This window comes from Nocardia sp. NPDC127526, from assembly GCF_042672265.1.
Taxonomy (GTDB): Bacteria; Actinomycetota; Actinomycetes; order Mycobacteriales; family Mycobacteriaceae; genus Nocardia.
On the sequence record NZ_JBHXVO010000024.1, the window covers coordinates 16,561 to 38,853 of the forward strand.

Consider the following 22,293-nt stretch of genomic DNA (forward strand, 5'->3'; position numbering starts at 1 on the left):
GCAATCCGCGCCGCCCCGCCCCGCCGGGGGGGGGGGGGGCGCACAACACCCCCGGGGCAACCCGGGACCCCGCGCCGCCCCACCCCCCCCCCCGGGTGCACCCCCCCAAAACCCACGCCGGAATGACGAGGGGGAATCTTCGACCGGGCGCTCAGCAGGGACGTCAGCCCTGGGCGATGAAGGATGTGTGTTCGAGGTCGGTGACCTTGCGGGCCTCGTCGGCCAGCAGCACCGGGATGCCGTTGTCGATCGGGTAGGCGATGCGCAGGCGCTGGTTGTAGAGCAGGCTGTCGCCGTTCTCGTCGCGCACCAGCAGCAGCGGGCCCTTGTCCTGCGGGCAGGCGAGCAGGCTCAGCAGGGTGGCGTCCAGGATTTCCTCCGACATGACCCTCAACCTACCGGGCCGCGCCGGAAGGCCGGGAATCGTGTGCGTCATGCGGGCCCTCGTGGGGATCACGGCGGAACGAGATGTGCCGGTGCCCGAAGAAGGTCACCGCCGCGACCAGGCCCATGACCACCACGGCGGCCGGCTCCTCGGGAGCGTGGAACACCGAGACCACGAATTGCAGCAGCACCATATTGAGCACCATGCCGACCGAGTTCACGCCGACGAACGCCACGAAGTCGCGCAGCACCTTCCCGCGCACCCGGAACACCAGCGTGCGATGCAGCACGAAGGCGATGACGATGCTGATGCAGTAGGCCAGCACCACCGACAACGCCGCGGCGATGTCCTTGGACACGGCCCCGTCCAGGATCTTCAACCACATGATGGTCAGGGCCATACCGAGCAGCGTGTTGAACCCGCCGACGAGCGCGTAGGCGACTTCTTGCCGCCGCACCAACCGCAACAGCGGACCCGGAGGAGCCTCGACCGGCTCGCCTTCCTCCGGCAGCACGGAGTTCGCGCGCGGCTCGAGGGCGGCGGATGGTGATACCTGTCGGGCGGCGGAAGCGTTCGACCGCACGGCGTCCCGGTCGGGCGCGGGTTCGGCGAGCGAGCGGTCCAGTTCCGTCACGATGCCGTGCCCACCAGTTCGCGGTCGGGCGAGCCGTTTCCGTCCGCGGTGACGGGGGCTCCCTCGTCGCGGCGGCGCGAGCGGATCCAGAGCCATTGCAGCACGCCCACTCCCGCCAGACCGGCCGCGGCGGAGGCGAGGCCGATCTTCCAGCCCGGCGGACGCCAGGAGACCTCGAGTTCGGCATTGCTGGTGCCCGCCGGAATGTCCACGGCGACGAAGGAATTCGCGACCGTGGTGAACGGGATGGTCTTGCCGTTCAGGGTGACCCGGTATCCGGGCCAGCCCAGGCGCGCCAGGGTCAGGCGGCCGCCGGATTCGGAGCTGACGCGCACCCGGCTCGTCTCATCGGTCTCCCCCAGCGAGGTGGCGGTGACATTGTGCGCGTCGCCGATGCGGCCGTTCACGGTGGAGATGAGGCCGTTGTCGCGCTCGAGCACCCAGATGTACTTCTCGTGGCCGGGCACATCGACGAAATGCCAACCCGCCGGGGCCGGTTGGTTGCCGGCATCGGGGAACATGGCCTTCTGCAAGACGACTCTGTCGATGAGCATCAGATCGACCAGGGTGCGGCCGGTGCTGGGCTCGGGGGCGAACATGCGGCGGTAGGCATCCGGGCAGACGCTGCCGTCCCAGCGCATGCACAGCATTTCGCCGAAGTAGAAGTGCCCGTTGGGCGTATAGCCGTTGACGTAGTCGAGCTCGAGATCCTTGGCGTAGTTGCCCCACGCCAGCGAGCCGTACGCGCCCTGCAGGCTCTTCTCGGCCGGCTGCACCAGGCCGCGATCGCTGAGCTGCAAGGTGGTGCCGGTATCGAACTTGGGGAACGCCGCCCGCGCCTCCTGCCGGTTGGCGGGCAGGTCCCAGGACATGATGTTCGGATTCGCCGCGAGCACCTGGAAGTACGCGATGGGGACCATGGCGCCGATGGTCAGCAGCACCGCCGCCGCCGTGCCCTTGGTGCGGCCCAGATACACCACACCGGCCACCAGCACGGCCACCACGACCGCGGACAGCACATGCCACACCACATCGTGCGGATCGGCGGAGAAGGTGCGCACCCACAGCAGCAGGATGAGGACACCGGCGGCGATAGCGCGGTTACGCCAGTCCCGTACCGTGCCGAAGCGGCCCAGCAGCACGCACACCAGCACCAGCAGGCCCAGCGCCAGCATGGGCAGCACGCGGGCGGGCCAGCGCAGCGGGCCGATGGTGCCGGGACCGGCGGTCCACATGAGCATCATGATGGCGAACAGTGCGATGGAGACGAGCTGCTTCCAGTGCTCGCGCGCGGCCTTCCAATCGATGAAGGCCAGCGCCGGGATCAGGAACCAGGCGATGTAGACCATGGGCAGCGGCTGCACGTAGCCCCACCAGGAACTGAACGCGGGCAGCGTGCTGGGCAGGCTGGCATTCAGCGATTCCGACCACGGGACGGTGAGGAACTGGTCGTTATTGATCTGGGCGGTGCCGCGCCAGCTCACCTTGGCCGACAGCATGCTGGGCAGGAAGGTGAGCAGACCGGCCAGGCCCGCGCACACGGCGGCGGCGGTCAGCTTGGCCAGCGGCAGCCAGGCGGCTTTCCCGCGCACCACCAGTTCGCCCACCGCGACGGCGACGAGCATGAGCGCGGCCTCCACGGCCGGGAACACGTACTGCACCGAGATGGCCAGGTACAGGAAGACGAAGACCGGGATCGGGCCGCTCTGTCCGCGTGCGTAGCGCACCGAGGAGGCCCACGCGTGGATCATCCACGCGGTGCCGGTCATGGCGGTGGCCCAGCTGGCCGAATCGAAGAACAGGAAGAAGCCGCTGAAGGGGAAGGCCACGCCGGCGGCGGCGGCCCATTCGGGGCGGCTGCCGTAGGCCAGGCAGACGCGGTAGACGCCGAGTGCGGCGATGATCGCGAAGACGAGCTTCACGATGGTGGCGTAGACGGCGAGATTGGGCACCGAGGGCGCGATCAGATCGATCAGCAGCTGCGGCGGGTTGAAAAGGCCCGCTTCCTCATTGGTGTAATTGCCCGACATCCACTGTTCCGGAGCCAGCAGCGGGAAATGCCCGTCGCGGAAGGCGCGCCCGAACATGACCCACAGTCCGGTGTACTGGGATTCGGTGTCATCGGTGAAGAAGTGGCGGGGATTGGCCAGCAATACCGCGAGATAGCCGAGCGCCACACCGATCGCGGTGACGACGCCCCAGCGGATTTTCTCTCGCCTCGCCGAGCGCTCCCTGGGCTCGGAATCGGTGGACTCGGCCACCTTCGAAACTGCACTTTCCACCACGAGTTCCAGACCCTACAGGGGCGAGCCCGGCGATGGCATGGGCCCGCCTGTTACGCGCGCCGCGGCGGGCGCGAGGATGATGTTGTGATGACCTGCTGCGCCGATTGCCGCGACCTGCACCGTGTTAGAGTTTCCCGCGGCTCGGGCTCTGTTGTTCAGCGAGGAGTTCCGGCACGCACCGTCATCGAAAGTCGATTGAGCTGATGCCGATTCCGTCCGAAAGCACGTACCGGTCCGATACGACCGAGTCGCGCGAATACCGCGGCCCCGCCGGGCAGACGCGGGTGCATGCCGTTTCCGTGGTCGTTCCGGTGTATCGCGGTGAGGAGACCATCGGTCCCCTCGTCGCCGAATTGGACAAATTGGGCGGGCCCATGACCTCCCCCGGGGGCGCGGCCTACCGGGTGGACGAGATCATCCTGGTGCACGACCACGGGCCGGATCGCTCCGATGTGGTGCTGCAGGAGCTGGCCGAGACCTATCCGCAGGTGCGGGTGGTGTGGATGAGCCGCAACTTCGGGCAGGACGCCGCCACCATCGCCGGCATGGCGGCCGCGCGCGGCGACTGGACCGTCACCATGGACGAGGACGGCCAGCACGATCCGGCCTTCATCGGGGACTTCCTGGACGCGGCGCTGAATCAGCGGGCCGATCTGGTGTACTCCAAGCCCACCAACACCCGCCCGCACGGCTTCCTGCGCAATATCACCTCGCGGGGCGCGAAGATCGTGCTCGCGACGCTGTTCGCCTTCCCGGATTCCACCCGGTTCGAGAGCTATCGGCTGATCCGCGGCGATATCGCGCGGCAGCTGGCCGAGGTCGCCTCCAATGGCGTGTACCTGGATGTGGCGCTGACCTGGGTGGTCGGCGAGGTGGCGCAGGTGCCGGTGCAATTGCGCGCCGAGGGGCGCGAGGAGTCCGGGTACAACTACCGGCGGCTGTTCTCGCTGTTCTGGAAGATGGTGCTGTGCAGCGGAACTCGCGGCCTGCGGCTGGTGAGCCTGCTCGGGGTGTCGATCGCCCTGGGCGGTGCGGTCATGGCCGGCTGGGTGGTGTGGCACGCGCTCACCGACAGCGGCACCGATCCCGAGGGCTGGGCGTCACTGATGATGGTGCTGCTGCTCTGCTCGGGCGCGATCTTGTTCTCCCTCGGCCTGATCGCCGAGTATCTCGGGGTGGCCCTGCACGTGCTCGTCGGCAAACCGCTGTACCTGACGGTGGATTCGCCGACGCCGCGCCCGGAACAGCCCCGCCGGTATCAGCACGACGACGCAGCGACCAGGGGGATCGACCCGAGTGAGCACTGACCGCATCATCTTCAGCCGCCCGTTCCGCGCATCGAAGGAACTGGCGAACGTCGGGGCGGTCCTGTCCTCGGACCACAGCCACGGCGACGGCCCGTTCACCGCGGCCGCCACCGCCAAGCTGCGCGACATCACCGGCGCGCCGTACGCGCTGCTCACCACCTCGTGCACGCACGCGCTCGAAATGGCCGGGCTGCTACTGGAACTCGGGCCCGATGACGAGGTGATCGTGCCCAGTTTCGCGTTCACCTCCACCGCGACCGCCATGGCGCTGCGCGGGGCGACGGTGGTGTTCGCGGATATCGACCTGGAGACCGGCAATATCGATCCGGAGTCGGTGGCGGCGGCGATCACGCCCAAGACCAAGGCCGTGGTGATCATTCACTACGGCGGCGTCGGCGCGGATATGGAACGGCTGCAGCAGCTCGCGGACGCGCATGGCATCGCGCTCATCGAGGACAATGCGCACGGCCTGGGCGGCAAGTGGCGCGGCCGGCTGCTGGGCACCATCGGCACGGTCGGCGCGCTCAGCTTCCACGACACCAAGAACGTGCACTGCGGTGAGGGCGGCGCGCTGCTGCTCACCGATGAAATCCTCATGGCGCGTGCGGAAATCGTGCGCGAGAAGGGCACCGACCGGGCCCGCTTCCTGCGCGGCGCGGTGGACAAGTACTCCTGGCAGGACATCGGCTCCAGCTACCTGCCCAGCGAACTCAATGCCGCCGTCCTCGACGCGCAGCTCGAGGAGTTCGACACCATCCAGGCCAACCGGCACCGGGTGTGGAACACCTACGCCGCTGGCCTGCCGGAATGGGCCGCCCGCAACGACGTCCGGCTCATGACGGTCCCCGCCGACCGCGACCACACCGCGCACCTGTACTACCTGCGCGTCCCCACCGAATCCCGCCGCGACGACCTCATCGCCCACCTTGCGGGCCAAGGCATCTCGGCCCCGTTCCACTACATCCCACTGGACTCCAGCCCCGCCGGCCTCAAACTCGGCCGCACCCCCACGCCCTGTGTGCGCAGCGCCGAGTTCTCCGGAACCGTTGTGCGCCTGCCGCTTTGGCCCGGGCTCACCGAGGAGCAGCTCGCCCGCGTCATCGACGGGGTCACCAGCTTCACCGTCTGACCGATCGGGTCGTCGCCCGACCCGATCGCGCGCATTTTCACCCCCGTGACGTCGACGCACGTCCCCCTCCTTGCATATACGTATACTTCTACTTATAGTGAGTTCTACGTATACATCTACTTATAGCCACACTGTGGCCGTGACCCGAGGAGCGCAGACATGCCCACCTTCCAGACCCCGGACCCGATCACCCTCACCGTCGAGGTACTCAGCGGCAACGTCACGGTGATCGCCTCCGACCGCACCGACACGGTCGTCGAGGTCCGCCCGGCCAACCCCGCCAAGAAGGACAGCGTCCGCGCCGCCGAGCAGACCCAGGTCAACTTCACCGGCGGCCACCTGGCCGTGACGACGCCGAAAGGCTGGCGCACCTACAGCCCCTTCAGTGGCAACCCCTCGGTCGACGTCACCATCGAGGTCCCCACCGCCTCCCGCCTGAACGCCACCACCGCCCTCGGCCGCCTCCTCGGCAGGGGTGAACTGGGCGAGTGCACCCTCGCGGTCTCCTCCGGCGACATCATCGTCGAACAGGCCCTCGATTCGGTCACCGCCACCACCGCCCAGGGCGACATCCGCATCGGCGAAGCCACCCGAGGCACCCTCCGCCTCGAAACCTCCATGGGCGAGCTGGAAATCGGCATCCACCCCGGCAGCGCCGCCCGCCTCCAGACCAACACCCTGCACGGCAACGTCCAGAACATCACCCACCCCGTCCCCCAGGACACCAAGAACACCGTCGAGGTCTACGCCCGAAACTCCTACGGCAATATCATCATCCGCCCCGCCACCGCCGCCTGACCCCCTCCCCCACGCTACCGCCGCGTCGGCGGCTCGGCGGAGGTGGCCAAGGCGTTGTAGACCCAGTTGTGGGCCTGGCCCACGGTGATTCGCGGGCTGAGGAACTTTGCTGTCAGGGTCCAGTAGCGGTGAATGCGCGGGTTGGCGTCGGTTGCATCGGCCAGGAGGTGCTTGCGGTAGTGCGGGGTGTCGCGGTAGCCCCGGGCGGTTGCGTGAGCGGTAACGAAGCGGTCGAGTTCGGGGCCGCTGCGGGGGTGGGTGCCTTCGGATACGTGGGGAACGACGTCGGTCATTACGTCGCCTACCTCGGCGTAGAGTTTTCGGCAGTCGCGGATCAGCTCTGGCTGGGATCGCCAGAGTTGCTGTCGCACGGCGGTGTTCAGTTCGGGGTCGGCGGCGAGGGTGGCCAGTTCGGCGTAGGCGACGACGTCGTCGACGGAGGGGTCGGCGGGGGGCTCGGGGACGTTCCAGCCGACGTAGATGTCGATGTCGCCGCGTGGGATGGGGGTGAGGATGCGGTGCCAGAAGTGCACGAGGGAATCATGTGCGGCGCCCCCGTCCTGGGCGGCGGCCAGCATGGCGAGGCGGGTGGGGCGCTGCGCCGGAGTGGCCGCCTCGATCGCATGGAGGGATGCTCGACGCCAGGACAGGGATCTGAATTCGAGGTCGAGTCGGGCGCTTTCGGCGGTGATGGCCTCGGCGATCGACTGGTTTCCGTGCAGCACATCGGTTATCGGGCCAAGCCCGAGACCGAGGGCACGTAAACGCCGGATCAGGAGTAGTCGTTCGGTGGCGGCGGCGGGATCGAACATGCGATGACCGCCCGCGCTGCGCTGGGATTCCAGAATGCCTTCGTCGCAGTAGAACCGGATTGTCCGCACCGCAAGTCCGGTGCTGCGCGCCAATTCTCCGATGCTCACGAGCGCATCGGCTTGTGTGTCGTCTGTCACAACCTCTTGAACCTCCACCCCGGTGGAGCGCTTAGCGTACCGGCGTACTGCGGATGTGATTACAGAGGAGAGTGATTCGTGACTACCACGCGGGAAGAGATCATCGCCGGCATTGCGGAGATCGTCGAAGAGGTGACGGGTATCGAGGCCGCCGAGGTGACGGCCGAGAAGTCGTTCGTCGACGACCTGCAGATCGACTCGCTGTCGCTGGTGGAGATCGCCGTCCAGCTGGAGGACAAGTACAGCGTGAAGGTCCCCGACGAGGACCTGGCGAGTTTGAGAACCGTCGGCGACGCGGTCGCCTACGTCCAGCGGATGGAGTCCCAGGAGCCGGAGCTCGCCGCGGAGATGGAGGCGAAATTCAAGGAATCCCACTCGAATTGATATGTGAGGCCCCCGATCCGCCAGTAATCGGGGGTCTTGCGCGCGAAGACATGTGAAACGACATCGACCGGGAACTGGTGGCGGCAAAGCCCGAGAAGGGTCCGCCACCAGTTCCCGGTCGATGATGTTTCAGATTGAGATGCGTGCCTGGACGGCTCGCGAGTGCTGATGGTCAGGCGGGTGTTGAGCCGTTTGTCTTGCGGGAGACGGGATTTGCCTGGTGGGTGGCGATGGTGGCGAGGACTCCGCTCAGCCAGGGGGTGTAGCGCTCCGGGGTGGTGTCGATCTCGGCGGGGAGCGTTTCGGGGTGGACCCAGGAGATGGCTTCGACCTCATCGGGATTCGGGTGGGGGGTGGTGCCGTTGAGGTGGCCGATGAGGACGTGGTCGTATTCGAATTCGACTCGGCCGGTATGGGGGTCCGAGGCCTGGTAGGTGAAGGTGCCGATTTCGGTGAGGTCGGCGGACAGGCCCAGTTCCTCGTGGAGGCGGGTCGAGGCGGCTTCCACCACGGATTGACCGGGGGCCGGGTGGCCGCAGCAGGTGTTGGTCCACAGCAGCGGGAAGCGGGTTTTCACGCCGGCTCGCTGTTGCAGGAGGACTCGGCCGGCATTGTCGAAGAGCAGGACCGAGAAGGCTCGGTGCAGGCGACCCGGCGCGGTGTGGGCCGCCGCCACCGACAGCGATCCGGCCGCGTGGCCCTGCTCGTCGACGAGTTCGACGAGCAGGGTTTCACGGTCGATCGCCGGGGTGGCGTCGGAGGCGGTGGGGGTGCCGGTCACCTACCCACCTTATCGGCGGTGATCATGAGGTATTGGAAGCTGCCCTCCTTGTACGAGGTCAGGAAGGGTTTTTCCACGCCGGTGGCCAGTTCGGAGTGGGTGCGCAGCTCCCAGTAGGGGATGGTGTCGGGGGTGAGGTCGCGGACCGCGATCGGCACCAGATTGTTGGCGGCGAGGGCCTTGAAGTACTCGCTGCGGGGGTGGATGTTGCAGCCGTAGTGGGCGTCGATCCAGCTCACCGAGGCCGAGCGGGCGCCGAAGACGTCATTGGAGCAGCCGGTGATGCAGACGTAGCGGCCGCCCGGTTCGAGCAGGCGGGAGAACTCGGCGAACAGCTCGAAAAGGTCCACGTACATGGTGGTCTCATTGGTCCAGATGCCGCGCTTGGAACCCGAGTCGAAACCGGTTTCGAGCATGTTCTTGAAGTGGAACCGCACCTTCTCCGAGACGCCGCGCTCGCGGGCCTGATCATTGGCGAAGCCGACCTGGTATTCGGAGATGGTGACCCCGTCCACCCGGCAGCCGAAGCGCTGATTGGCCATGAAGCTGGTGCCGCCGCGCCCGGACCCGCCGTCCATCAGCTGATCGCCGGGCCGCACGTCGCCGAGCTGATCGAGCAGCGCGTCGGCCTGTGCGGTCTCCAGCCGGTGCAGTTCCTTGACCAGCCGATCCTGCCGGGTCTCCTCCGGGCCTTCGAGCACGGACAGGTCGGGTGCGCCGATGCCGTAGTGATGGTGGTAGAGCCCGTCCACCTCCCCGAGCTTGGTGTTGACGCGATCATCGTTGGGATTGTTGTTCCAGTACGCGGCCACCGATTTCTGATATTCGGTGCGCAGCACACCATCGGTCTCGGTCTGTGGCTCGAGCACGGTCATGGCGGTAGATCCTCTCGATTAGTCGTTGTATCGGCGGCTGTCGGCATGCCAGGCGCGGTTGCCGCCCATCCATGCCCACAGCCCGCCCAGGAAGCGGCGCAGTTCCGGGGATCCGGTGGCGGCCAGCGCGCCGGCTTCGGCTTCGAAGCGGTGCACCAGTTCGTCGTGCACCGCGGCGGTGCGCTGCACCGCTTCCCGCCGCGAGCACTTCTCCTCCGCCGCCAGCACCGTCGGCAGATTGAATTCCCTGCCGTTGGAAAGGTCCTCGCGCGCCATGGAGTACAGGTCGTTCACCATCTGGCTGGCCAGGGCCGCGGTGGTCACCACCCGCCGCACGCGCGGATCGGCGTACTCCGGGGCCGGTAGTTCGTAGCCGCCCACGGCGTCGAGCGGGGCCATGCACGGCAGGAAACTGTGCGGCTGCCGGTTGAGCAGATATTCCCACACCGGCGGCATGCGCTTCGCGGCCCGCCAGCCGGCTTCCGCGCCGAGCGCGATGAACCAACCGGCGATCTCGGTCCGCAATCGCGCCACCTGGGTGGGCGAGGCGAACTGCGCCAGATGCTCGAAGGAGGTCCGGAAGGCCCGCAGAATCGGATCGCTCTGCATGGCCTGCTCCACCTGCACCTGATACCGCGTCGGCAGATGTACGGGATCCATTGCCGCGGCGGCCAATTCGAGCCGCGGCCCGAGTTCGGCCTCCGGCGTGGACTTGGATCCGTCCGGTGCGATGTCGCTGGCGTCCTCCTCGCAGTAGTAGTCGTCCACCGACCACTCCGTCACCGCGCATTTGGCGGCCGCGAGCAGGCGATCAGCGTCATCGCAGTCCGGATGCGCCAGCATTATCAGACGCCCGAAGTCGGCCTTGCGCAGATCATCGAGGCGTCCTTCGTACAGCCCGATCTCCTTGGCCCAGGCGATGATTCCTTCGTTCACCGCCTCCGCCAGCACCGGATCGTCCCGCACCGGCGGCGGGCAGTACAGCGCCGGGATGGCCCGGCCCTCCGGTTGCTTGCGCTGGGTGGAGGATGTGCCGACTCCCGTGGGGCCCTGGGCGATCCGCCGCGCCGGAGCTTCCGATTCGGGATCGGCCGGGGCCGGGACGATCTGCCGCAACAGCGCCGACTCGGTCCCGATCCCACTGGGGGAAAGCGGAATTCGAGACTTTTCCGGAACCTGACGGGCGGCGAGCGCAGCGGCCGCCGCGATGATATCGGTGGATGGCAGGTTGATCCGCAGGCTCGCGGCGCCGAGCCCGCTGGGCCCGATGAGCCGCTTGGGCGCGTGCGCCTCGGCGGCATCCGATTCGCCGATCCGTGGATCATCCAGCGGGGCGCCGGGTTCCACACTCTCCGGGACGGTGAGGACGACCGGCGCCGCGGGATCGAAATTCTTCAGCAGCTCCGCGACGGCCGCCGCCACCTCGTGGGTGGCGGGCGGCGCGGCGGCGCGAGAGAGCACCGACATGGTGTGCTCCGATCAGTCGGACTGCCGGGCGACCAGCACATTGTCGAGAATGCCGAGCGCATCGGGGACCAGGACGGCGGCCGAGTAGTAGCAGCTGACCAGGTAGGAGATGATCGATTGATCGTCGATGCCCTTGAACCGGACGTTCAGGCTGGGCTCGTACTCGTCCGGAATGCCGATCTGGTGCAGGCCGATGACGCCCTGATCCTTCTCGCCGGTGCGCATGGCCAGGATGGAGGTGGTCTGGGTGTCGCTGACCGGGATCTTGCCGCACGGGAAGATGGGGACGCCGCGCCAGGCGGGCACGCGATGGCCGTCGATCTCCACCGGGTCCGGGTAGAGCCCGCGCTTGTTGCATTCCCGGCCGAAGGCGGCAATGGCCTTGGGGTGCGCCAGGAACAGCTTGGTGCTGCGCCGCATGGACAGCAGTTCGTCCATATCGTCCGGGGTGGGCGCGCCGGATTCGGAGTAGATGCGCTGTTTGAGATCGCAGTTGTGCAGCAACCCGAAGTCGGGATTGTTCACCAGGTCGTATTCGCGTCGCTCGTACATGGCCTCGATGGTCAGCCGCAGCTGCTGTTCGATCTGGTCCATCGGATCGTTGAACAGATCGGCGACGCGGGTGTGCACCCGCAGCACGGACTGCGCCAGGCCGAGTTCGTATTCGCGGGGCCGCTCGTCGTAGTCGACGAAGGTGCCGTCGAGCATGGGCTCACCGGAATGGCCTGAGGAGACCACGATTTCGGCCTCGCCGTATTTGTTCTGCGGCCGGGACGGCGCGGCGGCGACGGCATCCAGATGTTGCTGCAGCGCGGGTACGTTCCCGGTCACCTCGTCGAGGGTTTGCCGGGTCAGCACCAGCATGGTCACCGGGGTGACGGCCTTGACGGTGACCGGCCAGAAACCGGACGACTCGGTCAGCATCTCGTCGCCGAAGTAATCGCCGCCCGCCAGCATGCCGAGTTTGGTGGTCTCGCCGTATTCGCCGGTGCCGATCTTGGAGAGTTTGCCGTGCACGATCAGCATGACCTGATCCATGGGGTTGCCGAATTCGGCGACCACGGTGCCCGGCGCCAGATCGCGCTGTTCGAAACGCTGCGCGAGGGCCGACAGGGCCTCTTCATCGTCGAAGCCGCGCAATTCGGGCAATTCTTGCAATTCGAGCGGGATGACCCGGGCATTCGGGCCATCGATGACGAATTCCACCTCGCCATTGCCGACGGTGTGGGTGAGCCGGCGGTTGACTCGGTAGATACCACCTTTCACCTGCACCCACGGCAGGCTGCGGGTCAGCCATCGGGAGCTGATGCCCTGCATCTGGGGTTCGGATTTGGTGGTGTGCGCCAGCTGGTGAGCGGCAGCGGTGCTGAGTGATTTGCGTTGGCCGTTAGTGGTTGTCTGGGTGGGCATTTCGATGGTCATGCTGCGGTCCTCACCTCGAAGGGGCCACCGCACAAGGAAAGCGGTGAAGCCACGTCGATACAGCAGGCCGGAATTGGCCTGCGAAAACTAGTGATTTGAGTGAAAGAACAAGCGCGACAGTGCGTTCCAGCGATACCGATGGTAGGTCGCAGCGTTGTGAATCGCAGCGAAACCGCATAAACAGAATGACTGGCACATAGCCATTGCGACACCGGAGAGCTTCGCCGCACTGGCAGCATCGCCCGCATGCCCCTGAACCGTTCGGTATGACACGCATGTCGACCAGGTTTCCGTCAGTCACTGGACAGCGTTCGCAGGTTCACACCAATTTCCGACCGGTCGGATTCAAAGCGGCAGCCCGTACGGTCGGTCCCGGGGTAGCCCGCATGGTGCTGGTCACAAGCGCCCCGCAGTAGGCTGACCCTATGGGAAGCTCGTCAGGCCGCGTTGGGGCGGATAGCGCAGGTCACGAGCAGGGTAGGTCTGGGAGCAAAGCCGTGAAATTCAATACGAAGTCCGTTGTGGGGCCGATGCAGCGCCTGGTGGCGACTGCGCAGAACGGGCTCGAGGTGATCCGGTTCGGGGGGCTGGTTCACGACATCGAATCCTCGCCGTACGAAATCGTCGAGCGTAAGCGCATGTACCGGCTGCGCCACTACTTCCCGGACGACACCAGCGTCGACCGTCCGGTCGTGGTGCTGGTGCCGCCGATCATGGTCACCGCCGAGATCTGGGACGTGAACGGCCGGGACGGAGCGGTCGGCATTCTGCAGCGCGCCGGAATCGACTGCTGGGTCGTCGATTTCGGTTCGCCGGCCGTGGAGGAAGGCGGCTGGGATCGCGATCTCGCCGACCACGTCCTCGCGGTCAGCAGCGCCATCGACACCGTCCACGAGCTGACCGGTCGCGGCGTGCACCTGATGGGCTATTCGCAGGGGGGCCTGTTCGCCTATCAGACCGCCGCCTACCGCTTCGGCAAGGGCGTGGAGTCCATCGTCACCTTCGGCAGCCCGGTGGACGCCGTGGCGGGCATGCCGTTCGGGCTGCCGCACGGGCTGGCCTCCGATATGGCCGACTTCCTCAGCGATCATGTGCTGAACCGGCTGCCGATCACCGATTCCATGGTGCGGCTGGGCTTCCAGGCGCTGGATCCGGTCAAGACCGCCAAGGCGCGCCTGGACTTCCTGCGCCAGCTGCACGACCGCGAGGCGCTGCTGCCGCGTGAACGCCAGCGCCGATTCCTGGAAGCCGAAGGGTGGCTGGGCTATCCGGGCCCCGCGCTCACCGATCTGCTGCAGCAGTTCGTCAAGCACAATCGAATGATGCTGGGCGGCTTCGTCATCCGCGACCAGGTCATCTCACTGGCGGAGATCCGCTGCCCGATACTGGCTTTCGTCGGCGAGGTCGACGATATCGGCCAGCCCGCCGCCGTGCGCGGCATCCGCCGCGCCGCGCCGCATGCCGAGGTGTACGAAGCCAGTTTGGTGGCAGGGCATTTCGGCCTCGTCTCCGGTTCCACCGCCACCCGCCAGACCTGGCCGCTGGTGCGTGAATGGGTGAACTGGCTCAGCGGCCGCGGCGAGCTGCCCGAGGAGATCGAGCCCATGAACGATCATGTCGCCCGCAAGCGGCCCAGCTCCGCCTTCACCCGAGCCGTGCACGCCATCGGCAGCCTCGCCGAGGCCGGGGCCGGGCTGGGCAAGGCCGTGGAGGGCGTGGCCGGGCAGACCCTGCGCGGCACCGTCGAGCTGACCGGCGAGGCGGCCCGCGCGCTGCCGCGACTGACCCGGCTCGGCATGATCCAGCCGCACACCCGCATCTCGCTGGGCCGCCTGCTGGCCGAGCAGGCGCGGCGGAGCCCGAATCAGGATCTGTTCCTGTTCGAGGATCGCGTGCACACCCAGGCGGCGGTCAATCAGCGCATCGACAATGTGGTGCGCGGGCTCATTTCCGTCGGCGTGCGCCCGGCCACCCGGGTGGGCGTCGTCATGGAGACGCGGCCCAGCGCGCTGGCCGCCATCGCGGCCCTCTCGCGCCTGGGTGCGGTGGCGGTGCTGCTCGCGCCCGGCAGCGAACTGCCCAAGGCGGTCGAGCTGACCGGCACCAAGCTGCTCATCGCTGACCCGGAGAACCTCCGGGCCGCGGCCGCCACCGGCACCCGCGTGCTGGTGCTCGGCGGCGGGGAATCCCGCGAGCTGGACATTCCGGCGGGCTGCGATGTCACCGATCTCGAGCAGATCGATCCCGCTCAGGTGACGCTGCCCGCCTGGTACCGCCCCAATCCGGGCCTGGCGCGCGAGCTGGCGTTCATCCTGGTGACCGGCACCGGGCATCGCTTCGACGTCAAGCACGTCACCAACCACCGCTGGGCGCTGTCCGCCTTCGGCACCGCCTCGGCCGCCGATCTGGGCCGCCGCGACACCGTGTACTGCCTTGCGCCGCTGCATCATTCGTCCGGGCTGCTGGTGAGCCTGGGCGGCGCGGTGGCGGGCGGCAGCCGGATCGCGCTGGCCCGCTCCTTGGATCCCGCGCAGTTCGCCGCGGAGGTGCACCGCTACGGCGTCACCGTAGTCACCTACACCTGGACCATGTTGCGCGACATCCTCGATGCCGACACCTTCCCCAATGGGCTCCCGCATCCGATCCGCCTGTTCATCGGGTCCGGCATGCCCGCGGGGCTGTGGCGGCGCACCGAGGAGCGGTTCGAGCCCGCGCGCGTGCTCGAGTTCTACGCCTCCATCGAGGGAGATGTGGTGCTGGCCAATGTGCTCGGCGCCAAGATCGGCAGCAAGGGCCGGCCGGTGCCCGGCACCGCCCGCGTCGAACTCATCGCCTACGACCCGACCACCGACGAAATCCTGGTCGAGGACTCGGGTTTCGCGCGCCGCTGCGCGGACAACGAAGTGGGACTGCTGATCGGCACCACCACCGACACCGTCGACCTGTCCGCGGGCGGCCTGCGCGGCGTCTTCGCCCCCGGTGACGCCTGGATGCCGACGGAGAACCTCTTCCGCCGCGACAGCGACGGCGACTACTGGCTCATGGACCGCCGCGACACCGTCATCCACACCCCGCGCGGGCCGGTGTTCACCCAGCCCATCGTCGACATCCTCAACGACATCACGGCCGTGGATATGGAAGTCGCGTACGGGCTGCAAGCCGGCGACCGCTGCCTCGCGGTCGCGGCCGTGAGCATTCGCGACGGCTTCCGCCTGGATTCCAAGGACGTCACCGAGGCGGTCCGAGCCCTGGCCCCCGACCAGCGCCCCGACCTCGTCTATGTCGTGGACGACATCCCGCGCAGCTCCACCTTCCGGCCCTCCACCCGCGCCGTCCAAGCCGCGGGCGGTCCGGTGCCCGGAGACCGAACCTGGTGGTACAACCGCGAATTGGAGTCCTACGAGGTGCTGACCCCCGACCTGGCACAGCGTTTGTCCCTCTGAACAGCCGATTCCCGGCCGCCGAAATCCGTTCACGAAACGGTCACGATCGGCACGGTGGAATAGCTCCCGAGCGGGTCGCCGAAACGGCAACCCACCCGAATGAGAGGACTACCGATGTCGATCGTGAAGAAGGCTCTGGGCGCTTCCGTCATCGCCCTGGGCGCCGTGGCCCTGGTCGCCGCCCCCGCCAACGCCGAGGAACTGCAGGTGGACGGCAACTACGCCACCGTCGACGCCTGCGCCGCTGACGGCAACGGCGGCAGCTTCGAAGCCGGCGGCGTCCAGCTGCGCGGCGAGGACGGCTGGCAGTGGCGCTGCGACCAGGGCGCCGACGGCCTGTGGTACATGACCATCTTCCGCTGATAGAGCGTCGCACCGAGCCGGTGCGAAATATCGCCGACCGGGAACTGGTGGCGGCCCCTTCTCGGGCTTTGCCACCACCAGTTCCCGGTCGATGTCGTTTCACATCCTGCGCACGATTCGGGGCGTCAAACCTCGTCGGCTGGTCGGAAGGTGTTGGCGCTGTTGGGGGTTCGAGGAAGTTGGTCGGGTGGATGTGCGGTAGGTTGCGGGTCGTGGCCGAGCTTGGACCCGTGGGTTGGCCGCCTGCCCCGATCAGGACTCAGCGGCTTGTGTTGCGGGAGTCCGAGGCTCGGGATCGGGCGGCGTTTATCGAGTTGTTCGCTTCGGCGGAGGTGGGGGCCTATCTGGGTGGCCCTCGGGGGCGGGATGAGCTCGAGCGGACGGTGGGTGAGGTGCCTGGTCGGCGGCCGGGGGTGTTCGTGGTTGCGCTCGAGGGGGCGATGATCGGTATGGTCACGCTTGATCGGCGGGACGGTGAGCGTCCGGGGCATGTTCGGCCGGAGGGTGGGGAGGCCGAGTTGGGTTATATGTTTCTGCCAGAGGCTTGGGGGTTCGGGTATGCGGCCGAGGCGTGCGCGGCGGCGCTGGGCTGGTTCGCCGACGAGGTTCCGGGAGAACCGGTGGTGCTGACCACTCAGACTGCCAATAGCCGGTCGATTCGGGTCGCGGCGAAGCTGGGGTTCATCGAGGTCGAGCGGTTCGAGGAGTTCGGGGCCGAGCAGTGGTTCGGCGTGTGGGGCGCGGGGAAGGAAGTGCATCGAGCCTCGTGAGCAAACCCTCGCTGGCTAGTGAGTTCCATTGTCCCGCTGGGCTTTGCGCTTGGCTCGGGCCATTCGCAGGAGGTAGGACGGGGGTTGGGGGGATCCAGCCCAGTTGGGCGGCTTGGCCCAGGTCGTCGCGGTTGGCCCAGTGTTCGATTACTTTGCCGTCGGCGATGCGGAGCCAGTGGGATTGGGTGACGGCGAAGGTTTTGCCGGTTGGGGGGAAGACCTGGTCGACTTGGCCGTCTTCGCTGTAGACCACGAAGGGGCCGATGTGGCGGCCGTGCATGGTGGTGTGCAGGGCTACCAGGTCGCCGTCTACGACCGACGCTTCGATGGTGTGGTGCAGGTCGGCGTATGCGGCGCGGAGCCAGAGGGCGGTGGCGTGGTAGGCGGCGGGGCCGCGGCCTCGAGCGGCGGGGGGTTCGGTTTTGCCCTCGCGGTTGGTTGCGTCGGGGTGGATTATCGCGTCGAAGTCGGCGCGGTCACCAGTGGCCATGAGGTGGACCGAGCGGATCGCCAGGGCACGGGCGGTATCGGCCGCGGTTGGGGAAGGGGTGTCCATGGGGACCTCGCAATCGGGGGCGGGTGAGCTTGTCCCCTGGGTGTATCGACCGCGGCGGACTTTGCGTTCAATCCTTCAGCGGGGATCGAGGATGACTACGGGGATGGTGCGGTGGTCGGCGTTGCGCTGGTAGGAGTCGAAGGCGGGGAAGGCCGCGACGAAGCTAGGCCACAGGCGGTTTCGCTCTTCGTCGGTGGCGATGCGGGCGTGGACCGGGCGGACCTCGGCGCCGATCTGGACGGTGGTGTCGGGGTTGGCTCGCAGGTTGTGGAACCATGCCGGGTTGTCGGGCTGGCCGGCTTTCGATGCCACGACGGCCAGCAGGCCATTCTCCTGGTGGTAGATGACCGGGGAGGTTCTTGCGATGCCGGTGCGGGCGCCGACGTGGTCGAGCAGCAGGATGCGGGCGGCCGGCCAGCCGAGGATCCGGCCGCCGAGCCTGCCGTTCGACCAGCGGTACAGCGCCACATGGACTTTCGTCGACCGGCGGCCGAGGTAGCGGCCGCGCCGGTTCATACGCGCCGAGCCGGAAAGCACCAAATCGCCAAGAATCCCCACGGAATTCATTACACACGACGACCACGCGTCGTGCAGGCGGTCAGTGCTGGTACATGCCCTCGATCTCGGTGGCGAAGCGTTCGGCGATGACGTGGCGCTTGACCTTGAGGGTGGCGGTGAGTTCGCCGGATTCCTCGGTGAGGTCGCGGGCGAGGATGGCGAACTTCTTGATGGATTCGGCATGGGAGACGGTGCCGTTGGCATCGTCGATCGCCTGCTGGACCGCTGCCTGCAGGGCCGGATCGGTGCGGAGGTCGGCGATGGTCGCGGTCGCCGGTTTGGCATTGGCCGACTTCCAGGCCGTGAAGGCCTCCGGGTCGATGGTGATCAGCGCGGTGATGAAGGAACGGCCGTCGCCGACCACCACGGCCTGGGAGATCAGGGTGTGGGAGCGGATGCGGTCTTCCATCGGGCCGGGCGAGACGTTCTTGCCGCCGGCGGTGACGAGGAGATCCTTTTTGCGGCCGGTGATGGACAGGAAGCCGTCCTCGTCGATGGCGCCGAGGTCGCCGGTGCGCAGCCAGCCGTCGTGCAGGGCGGCGGCGGTGGCGTCGTCGTTGTGCCAGTAACCGGCGAAGACGACGCCGCCGGAGAGCTCGATCTCGCCGTCTTCGGCAATGCGAACCGCATTGCCGCCCAACGGCTGTCCCACGGTGCCGATCTTGATCGAGCCGGGCACGTTGACGCAGTGGGCGGCGGTGGATTCGGTCAGGCCGTAGCCCTCGTAGATCGGGACGCCGACGCCGCGGAAGAAGTGCCCGAGGCGCGGGGCCAGGGCACCGCCGCCGGAGATGGCGAATTCGCAGTCGCCGCCCAGGGCCGCGCGCAGCGGTGCGTACACCAAGCGGTCGCACAGTGCGTGCTGGGCACGCAGGAGCAGGCTCGGCGGACTCACGAATCCGCCCGTGTGATCCAGGTTCTCGCTCCACCGGATGGCGGTGCGCTCGGCGAAGCGGAAGACCGCGTCCTTGATCTTGCCGCCCTCGTGCGCCTTCTTGGCCGCACCGTCGCGCACCTTCTCGAACACCCGCGGCACACCGAGAATCGTGTGCGGGCGGAACCGCGTGAACTGTCCGGTAATGGTCTTGAAGTCGGCCCAGTGCGCCTGGGTCATCCCGCCTTCGAGGGCGGCCAGCGATACGGCCCGGGCCAGCACGTGCGCGAGCGGCAGGAAGGTGAGCATGCGCTGCCCGGGGCGGGCGACATCGCCGATGCTGGCCTTCAGGATGCCGCGCACCTCCGAGAGGAGGTTGCGGTGGGTGAGCATGCAGCCCTTCGGGCGGCCGGTGGTGCCGGAGGTGTAGACCAGCGAGGCGAGCCCGTCGGCGCGCAGCCCGCCGAGCCGCTCCCGCACCTCCTCGTCGGCGATGTTCGCGCCGTCGGCGATCAGCACGGCTTCGGCCCCGTCGTCGATGACCAGCAGGCGCCGCAGCGTTTCCGGCGCACCGTCGATCAGTTCCTTGTGCCGGGCCGTCTCCACCACCGCGAGCGCCGCCCCGGAGTCCTCGAGAATCCACCGCACCTGCTCGGCGGAGGACGAGTCGTAGACCGGGACGGTGACCGCGCCCGCCGCCCAGATGGCGAAGTCGAGCAGCGTCCATTCGAACCGGGTCGCCGACAGCAGCACCACCCGGTCCCCGCGCTGAATCCCATTGGCGATCAACCCCTTGGCGACCGCGGACACCAGGTCCGCGAACTCCGCGGCGGTGACGTCGACCCAGCGGTCCCCGGCGGGCCGGGAGAACAGCACCCGCTGCGGCGTCTGCTCGGCCTGGCCGTAGACCGAGCGGACGATGGTCTCGTCCTCGGCGATGGTGAAGGTGGGTGCCGCGGTGAACTCACGCATGCTCGTCTCCCATGGTCGATTCGGGGTGATGAAAGCGCCGGAGCGCGCGGGCGAAATCGGCGATCTCGTCGGATGTCCAGTCGGCCAGCCGCTCGCCGAGCCGGGCGAGATCGTGCCCGTTGGCCGCCGCGAGCACGGCACGGCCCGCGGCGGACAGGGTCAGTGGATATCCGGCGTGCAGGCTGCCCGCACCGGCCTCCACCCACCCGGCGTCCATACAGGCCCGCACCTGCCGCGACACCGTGGACCGGTGCACGCCGAAGGACTCGGCGATCTCGGTGGCGCGGCAGCCCGGATTCCGGCCGATATAGGACAGCGCCGCCTGCTGCGCGAACGACGGCAGACCCTCGGCGGCGGGGCGGCCCGCGATGATTTCGCGGACGATCTGCGTCAGCCCGTCGTGTACCGCGACGAGCTCGGGAGACCACCGCCCTGGTGGTGGGTGTTGCATGGCGCAACTATAACCCCGCGGGTAACCGGGCTCACGCAGGGAGGCGGCAGCGGATGGCGAAAGCCCCTCGACGCAATCCGTCGAGGGGCTTCGTTCGTCCGTGGCAGCCGGTCAGGACTGTCCCGCGTCGAGCAGCCAGTCGTTGGGGGCGAAGAGTTCGAAATGCACTCGGTCGCCGGGAATTCCGGCCGCCATCAGCTGGGCGCGGACCGATTGCAGGAAGCCCGCGCCGCCGCACAGGTAGTAGTCCGCGCCGGCGGGGAGATCGACCTCCGCCAGGTCCAGGTACCCGTGATCCTCGTCGCGGTACCAGGTGCGGAAGGTGGCGTCGGGCAGGGCGGAGACCAGTTCGGTGACCCGCTCCCGCAGCGGATGGTCGGCGGCGGAGCGATCGGCGTGCAACAGGACCGTCCGGCGCGGGGAGTTCCCGGCGGCGAGGTACTCCAGGATGCTCGCCATGGGCGTGACGCCGATGCCGGCGGAGATCAGGACCAGCGGCGTGGCGGCGGTGGTGTCGACGGTGAGATCGCCGAAGGGCAGCGTGATCTGGAGGCGGTCACCGGTGTCGATGGTCTCGTGCAGCCAGGTGGAGACCTCGCCTTCCGGAGCGCCGGCCTCGGCGGCCACCCGGCGCACGGCGAAGGCCAGCCGGCCCGCGCCCGCGCGGTTCACGAGGCTGTACTGACGCAGCTGGCGAGCCCCGTCGGGAAGATCCGCGCCGACCGAAATGTATTGCCCGGGAGCGAAACCCGGCAGCGGAACGCCCGGGTCCACGGATTCGACGACGAACACGACGACACCGGAGGGGTCGTCGATGCGCTGCACGACTATGGTGTCGCGGAAGACATCGCCCGGCTCGACCCCGGCCTGCTCGTAGAGGCCCGCCTCGAAGTCGATGAGCGTGGTGGCCATCAACCAATAGACGCGATCCCAGGCGGCCGCGATCTCCGGGGTGACGGTATCGGCGCCCAGTACCTCGGCAATCGCGGCAAAGAGATGCTCGTGCACGATGTGGTACTCCGCGGCGGTGACACCGAGGGAGGCGTGCTTGTGCCCGATGCGGGACAGCAGTTCGCGCGGATGCGGCAGCGCCGGATCGATCAGGTGCGCGGCGAAGACCGCGATGGAAGCCGCGAGCGCGCGCTGCTGGGCGCCCTGGGCCTGATTGCCGCGATTGAAGCGGTCGCGCAGCAGCTCGGGATGGGCGGTGAACATCTTCTCGTAGAACAGCGGGGTGATCCGGTCGATGTGCGCGGCGACGATCGGCAGGGTCGCGCCGATCACCGCGGCGTGCTCGGGCTCCAGCTCCGGAATCGTGTCGAGGGCGGAATCCGGTGCGAGCGTCATTGCTGTCTCCTAATCGTTGACCAAGGTGACTGCCGGGAAGGCCGGCAGATGCAGCAGCTCGATGGTCCGCGGGGTCACCAGATCGGCCAGGACGTAGCGATCGAGTTCGGAATAGAACGCCTCCTGCGCGGTGGCGAGAATTCCCCGCAAACGACAGGCACCCGCCAATGGGCACGGATTGTCGCCGACGCATTCGATGACTTCGGAATCACCTTCGAGATCGCGCACGATCCTGCCGATGGTGGCGGCGCGGCCGGCGTCGGTGAGGAAGATGCCGCCGGTGCGCCCGCGCTGCGAGGCCACATAGCCGAGCTCGGCGAGCTTGGACACCGCCTTCGCCACATAGTTCTCGGAGGCATTCACCTGTCGTGCAATGAGTTTGACGGTGACGCGCTCCTCGGCGCCACCGCTGACGGCCAGCCGCATGAGCGCACGGAGTCCGAGATCGGTGAACCGTGAGAGCTGCATGACTCCCACGGTACTTTTTCCGTCCGAGAAAAGCCGATTTTGGGCCTGTGGGTTCAAATACGCTTTTCCATGCG

At 67.8% G+C, this 22,293-nt stretch carries 21 protein-coding genes; 7 read left to right on the top strand and 14 right to left on the bottom strand.

Features of this window, described 5'->3' with window-relative positions; genetic code table 11:
* Positions 1-163: 163 nt before the first annotated feature.
* From ACFVIV_RS29365 to ACFVIV_RS29375, 3 genes are read right to left on the bottom strand one after another with little or no spacing between them, the layout of a single operon-like run.
* The gene (locus tag ACFVIV_RS29365; RefSeq protein WP_379201821.1) at positions 164-385 is read right to left on the bottom strand and encodes a Trm112 family protein; all 222 of its coding nucleotides are present in this window, start codon (positions 383-385) and stop codon (positions 164-166) included.
* 10 nt (positions 386-395) lie between these two features.
* The gene (locus ACFVIV_RS29370; RefSeq protein WP_379201823.1) at positions 396-1,019 is read right to left on the bottom strand and encodes a GtrA family protein; all 624 of its coding nucleotides are present in this window, start codon (positions 1,017-1,019) and stop codon (positions 396-398) included.
* Positions 1,016-3,280 carry a hypothetical protein gene (locus ACFVIV_RS29375; RefSeq protein ID WP_379201824.1) on the bottom strand — a complete coding sequence of 755 codons (2,265 nt, stop codon included), beginning with the start codon at positions 3,278-3,280 and terminating at the stop codon, positions 1,016-1,018. Before ACFVIV_RS29375 ends, ACFVIV_RS29370 begins: the two co-directional genes overlap by 4 nt.
* A 308-nt stretch (positions 3,281-3,588) precedes the next feature.
* Here ACFVIV_RS29375 and ACFVIV_RS29380 point away from each other — a divergent pair, with 308 nt between their 5' ends.
* The 3 genes from ACFVIV_RS29380 to ACFVIV_RS29390 all read left to right on the top strand — a co-directional run bounded on the left by ACFVIV_RS29380 (position 3,589) and on the right by ACFVIV_RS29390 (position 6,538).
* Positions 3,589-4,611 (top strand): glycosyltransferase, encoded by a 1,023-nt coding sequence (locus ACFVIV_RS29380; protein WP_379202000.1) that lies wholly within the window; start codon positions 3,589-3,591, stop codon positions 4,609-4,611.
* On the top strand, positions 4,601-5,740 hold the full coding sequence (rffA, locus tag ACFVIV_RS29385; RefSeq protein WP_379201826.1) for a dTDP-4-amino-4,6-dideoxygalactose transaminase: 1,140 nt from the start codon (positions 4,601-4,603) through the stop codon (positions 5,738-5,740). Before ACFVIV_RS29380 ends, rffA begins: the two co-directional genes overlap by 11 nt.
* A gap of 159 nt (positions 5,741-5,899) precedes the next feature.
* Positions 5,900-6,538 (top strand): DUF4097 family beta strand repeat-containing protein, encoded by a 639-nt coding sequence (locus ACFVIV_RS29390; RefSeq protein WP_379201827.1) that lies wholly within the window; start codon positions 5,900-5,902, stop codon positions 6,536-6,538.
* A gap of 14 nt (positions 6,539-6,552) precedes the next feature.
* On the opposite strand, the gene ACFVIV_RS29395 is transcribed toward ACFVIV_RS29390, so the two are convergent.
* On the bottom strand, positions 6,553-7,488 hold the full coding sequence (locus tag ACFVIV_RS29395; RefSeq protein WP_379201829.1) for a MerR family transcriptional regulator: 936 nt from the start codon (positions 7,486-7,488) through the stop codon (positions 6,553-6,555).
* A 78-nt stretch (positions 7,489-7,566) separates the two neighbouring features.
* Here ACFVIV_RS29395 and acpM point away from each other — a divergent pair, with 78 nt between their 5' ends.
* On the top strand, positions 7,567-7,872 hold the full coding sequence (gene acpM, locus ACFVIV_RS29400) for a meromycolate extension acyl carrier protein AcpM (RefSeq protein ID WP_379201831.1): 306 nt from the start codon (positions 7,567-7,569) through the stop codon (positions 7,870-7,872).
* A 172-nt stretch (positions 7,873-8,044) separates the two neighbouring features.
* On the opposite strand, the gene idi is transcribed toward acpM, so the two are convergent.
* Genes idi through ACFVIV_RS29420 form a run of 4 tightly spaced genes read right to left on the bottom strand, consistent with a single transcriptional unit; the run spans position 8,045 to position 12,417 of the window.
* Positions 8,045-8,653 (bottom strand): isopentenyl-diphosphate Delta-isomerase, encoded by a 609-nt coding sequence (gene idi, locus ACFVIV_RS29405; RefSeq protein WP_379201833.1) that lies wholly within the window; start codon positions 8,651-8,653, stop codon positions 8,045-8,047.
* Positions 8,650-9,528: a geranyl diphosphate 2-C-methyltransferase gene (locus tag ACFVIV_RS29410; protein WP_379201835.1), complete on the bottom strand. Its 879-nt coding sequence runs from the start codon at positions 9,526-9,528 to the stop codon at positions 8,650-8,652. The genes idi and ACFVIV_RS29410 overlap by 4 nt, the downstream gene beginning before the upstream one ends.
* Positions 9,529-9,546: 18 nt before the next feature.
* The gene (locus ACFVIV_RS29415) at positions 9,547-10,995 is read right to left on the bottom strand and encodes a family 2 encapsulin nanocompartment cargo protein terpene cyclase (protein WP_379201837.1); all 1,449 of its coding nucleotides are present in this window, start codon (positions 10,993-10,995) and stop codon (positions 9,547-9,549) included.
* Positions 10,996-11,007: 12 nt separating this feature from the next.
* On the bottom strand, positions 11,008-12,417 hold the full coding sequence (locus tag ACFVIV_RS29420; protein ID WP_379201839.1) for a family 2B encapsulin nanocompartment shell protein: 1,410 nt from the start codon (positions 12,415-12,417) through the stop codon (positions 11,008-11,010).
* Between the two features lie 497 nt (positions 12,418-12,914).
* On the opposite strand from ACFVIV_RS29420, the gene ACFVIV_RS29425 reads away from it, so the two are divergent.
* The 3 genes from ACFVIV_RS29425 (at position 12,915) to ACFVIV_RS29435 (ending at position 16,993) form a co-directional block, all read left to right on the top strand.
* On the top strand, positions 12,915-15,860 hold the full coding sequence (locus ACFVIV_RS29425) for an AMP-binding protein (RefSeq protein WP_379201841.1): 2,946 nt from the start codon (positions 12,915-12,917) through the stop codon (positions 15,858-15,860).
* Between the two features lie 114 nt (positions 15,861-15,974).
* Complete coding sequence (locus tag ACFVIV_RS29430; RefSeq protein WP_379201843.1) at positions 15,975-16,223, top strand: hypothetical protein; 249 nt, start codon at positions 15,975-15,977, stop codon at positions 16,221-16,223.
* A gap of 212 nt (positions 16,224-16,435) precedes the next feature.
* Entirely contained in the window at positions 16,436-16,993 is a 558-nt protein-coding gene (locus ACFVIV_RS29435; RefSeq protein WP_379201845.1) for a GNAT family N-acetyltransferase, read from the top strand.
* On the opposite strand, the gene ACFVIV_RS29440 is transcribed toward ACFVIV_RS29435, so the two are convergent.
* From ACFVIV_RS29440 to ACFVIV_RS29465, 6 genes are all read right to left on the bottom strand, one after another.
* Positions 16,905-17,549, bottom strand: a complete 645-nt coding sequence (locus tag ACFVIV_RS29440; protein WP_379201847.1) for an ester cyclase — start codon at positions 17,547-17,549, stop codon at positions 16,905-16,907. The two genes, ACFVIV_RS29435 and ACFVIV_RS29440, sit on opposite strands and share 89 nt — an antisense overlap.
* Before the next feature lie 75 nt (positions 17,550-17,624).
* Entirely contained in the window at positions 17,625-18,107 is a 483-nt protein-coding gene (locus tag ACFVIV_RS29445) for a nitroreductase family deazaflavin-dependent oxidoreductase (protein WP_379201849.1), read from the bottom strand.
* A 40-nt stretch (positions 18,108-18,147) separates the two neighbouring features.
* Entirely contained in the window at positions 18,148-19,953 is a 1,806-nt protein-coding gene (locus ACFVIV_RS29450; RefSeq protein WP_379201851.1) for an AMP-dependent synthetase/ligase, read from the bottom strand.
* Positions 19,946-20,404 carry a MarR family winged helix-turn-helix transcriptional regulator gene (locus ACFVIV_RS29455; RefSeq protein ID WP_379201853.1) on the bottom strand — a complete coding sequence of 153 codons (459 nt, stop codon included), beginning with the start codon at positions 20,402-20,404 and terminating at the stop codon, positions 19,946-19,948. The genes ACFVIV_RS29450 and ACFVIV_RS29455 overlap by 8 nt, the downstream gene beginning before the upstream one ends.
* A 111-nt stretch (positions 20,405-20,515) precedes the next feature.
* Complete coding sequence (locus ACFVIV_RS29460; protein WP_379201855.1) at positions 20,516-21,751, bottom strand: globin domain-containing protein; 1,236 nt, start codon at positions 21,749-21,751, stop codon at positions 20,516-20,518.
* Positions 21,752-21,760: 9 nt separating this feature from the next.
* Complete coding sequence (locus tag ACFVIV_RS29465) at positions 21,761-22,219, bottom strand: RrF2 family transcriptional regulator (RefSeq protein WP_379201857.1); 459 nt, start codon at positions 22,217-22,219, stop codon at positions 21,761-21,763.
* Between the last annotated feature and the right edge of the window lie 74 nt (positions 22,220-22,293).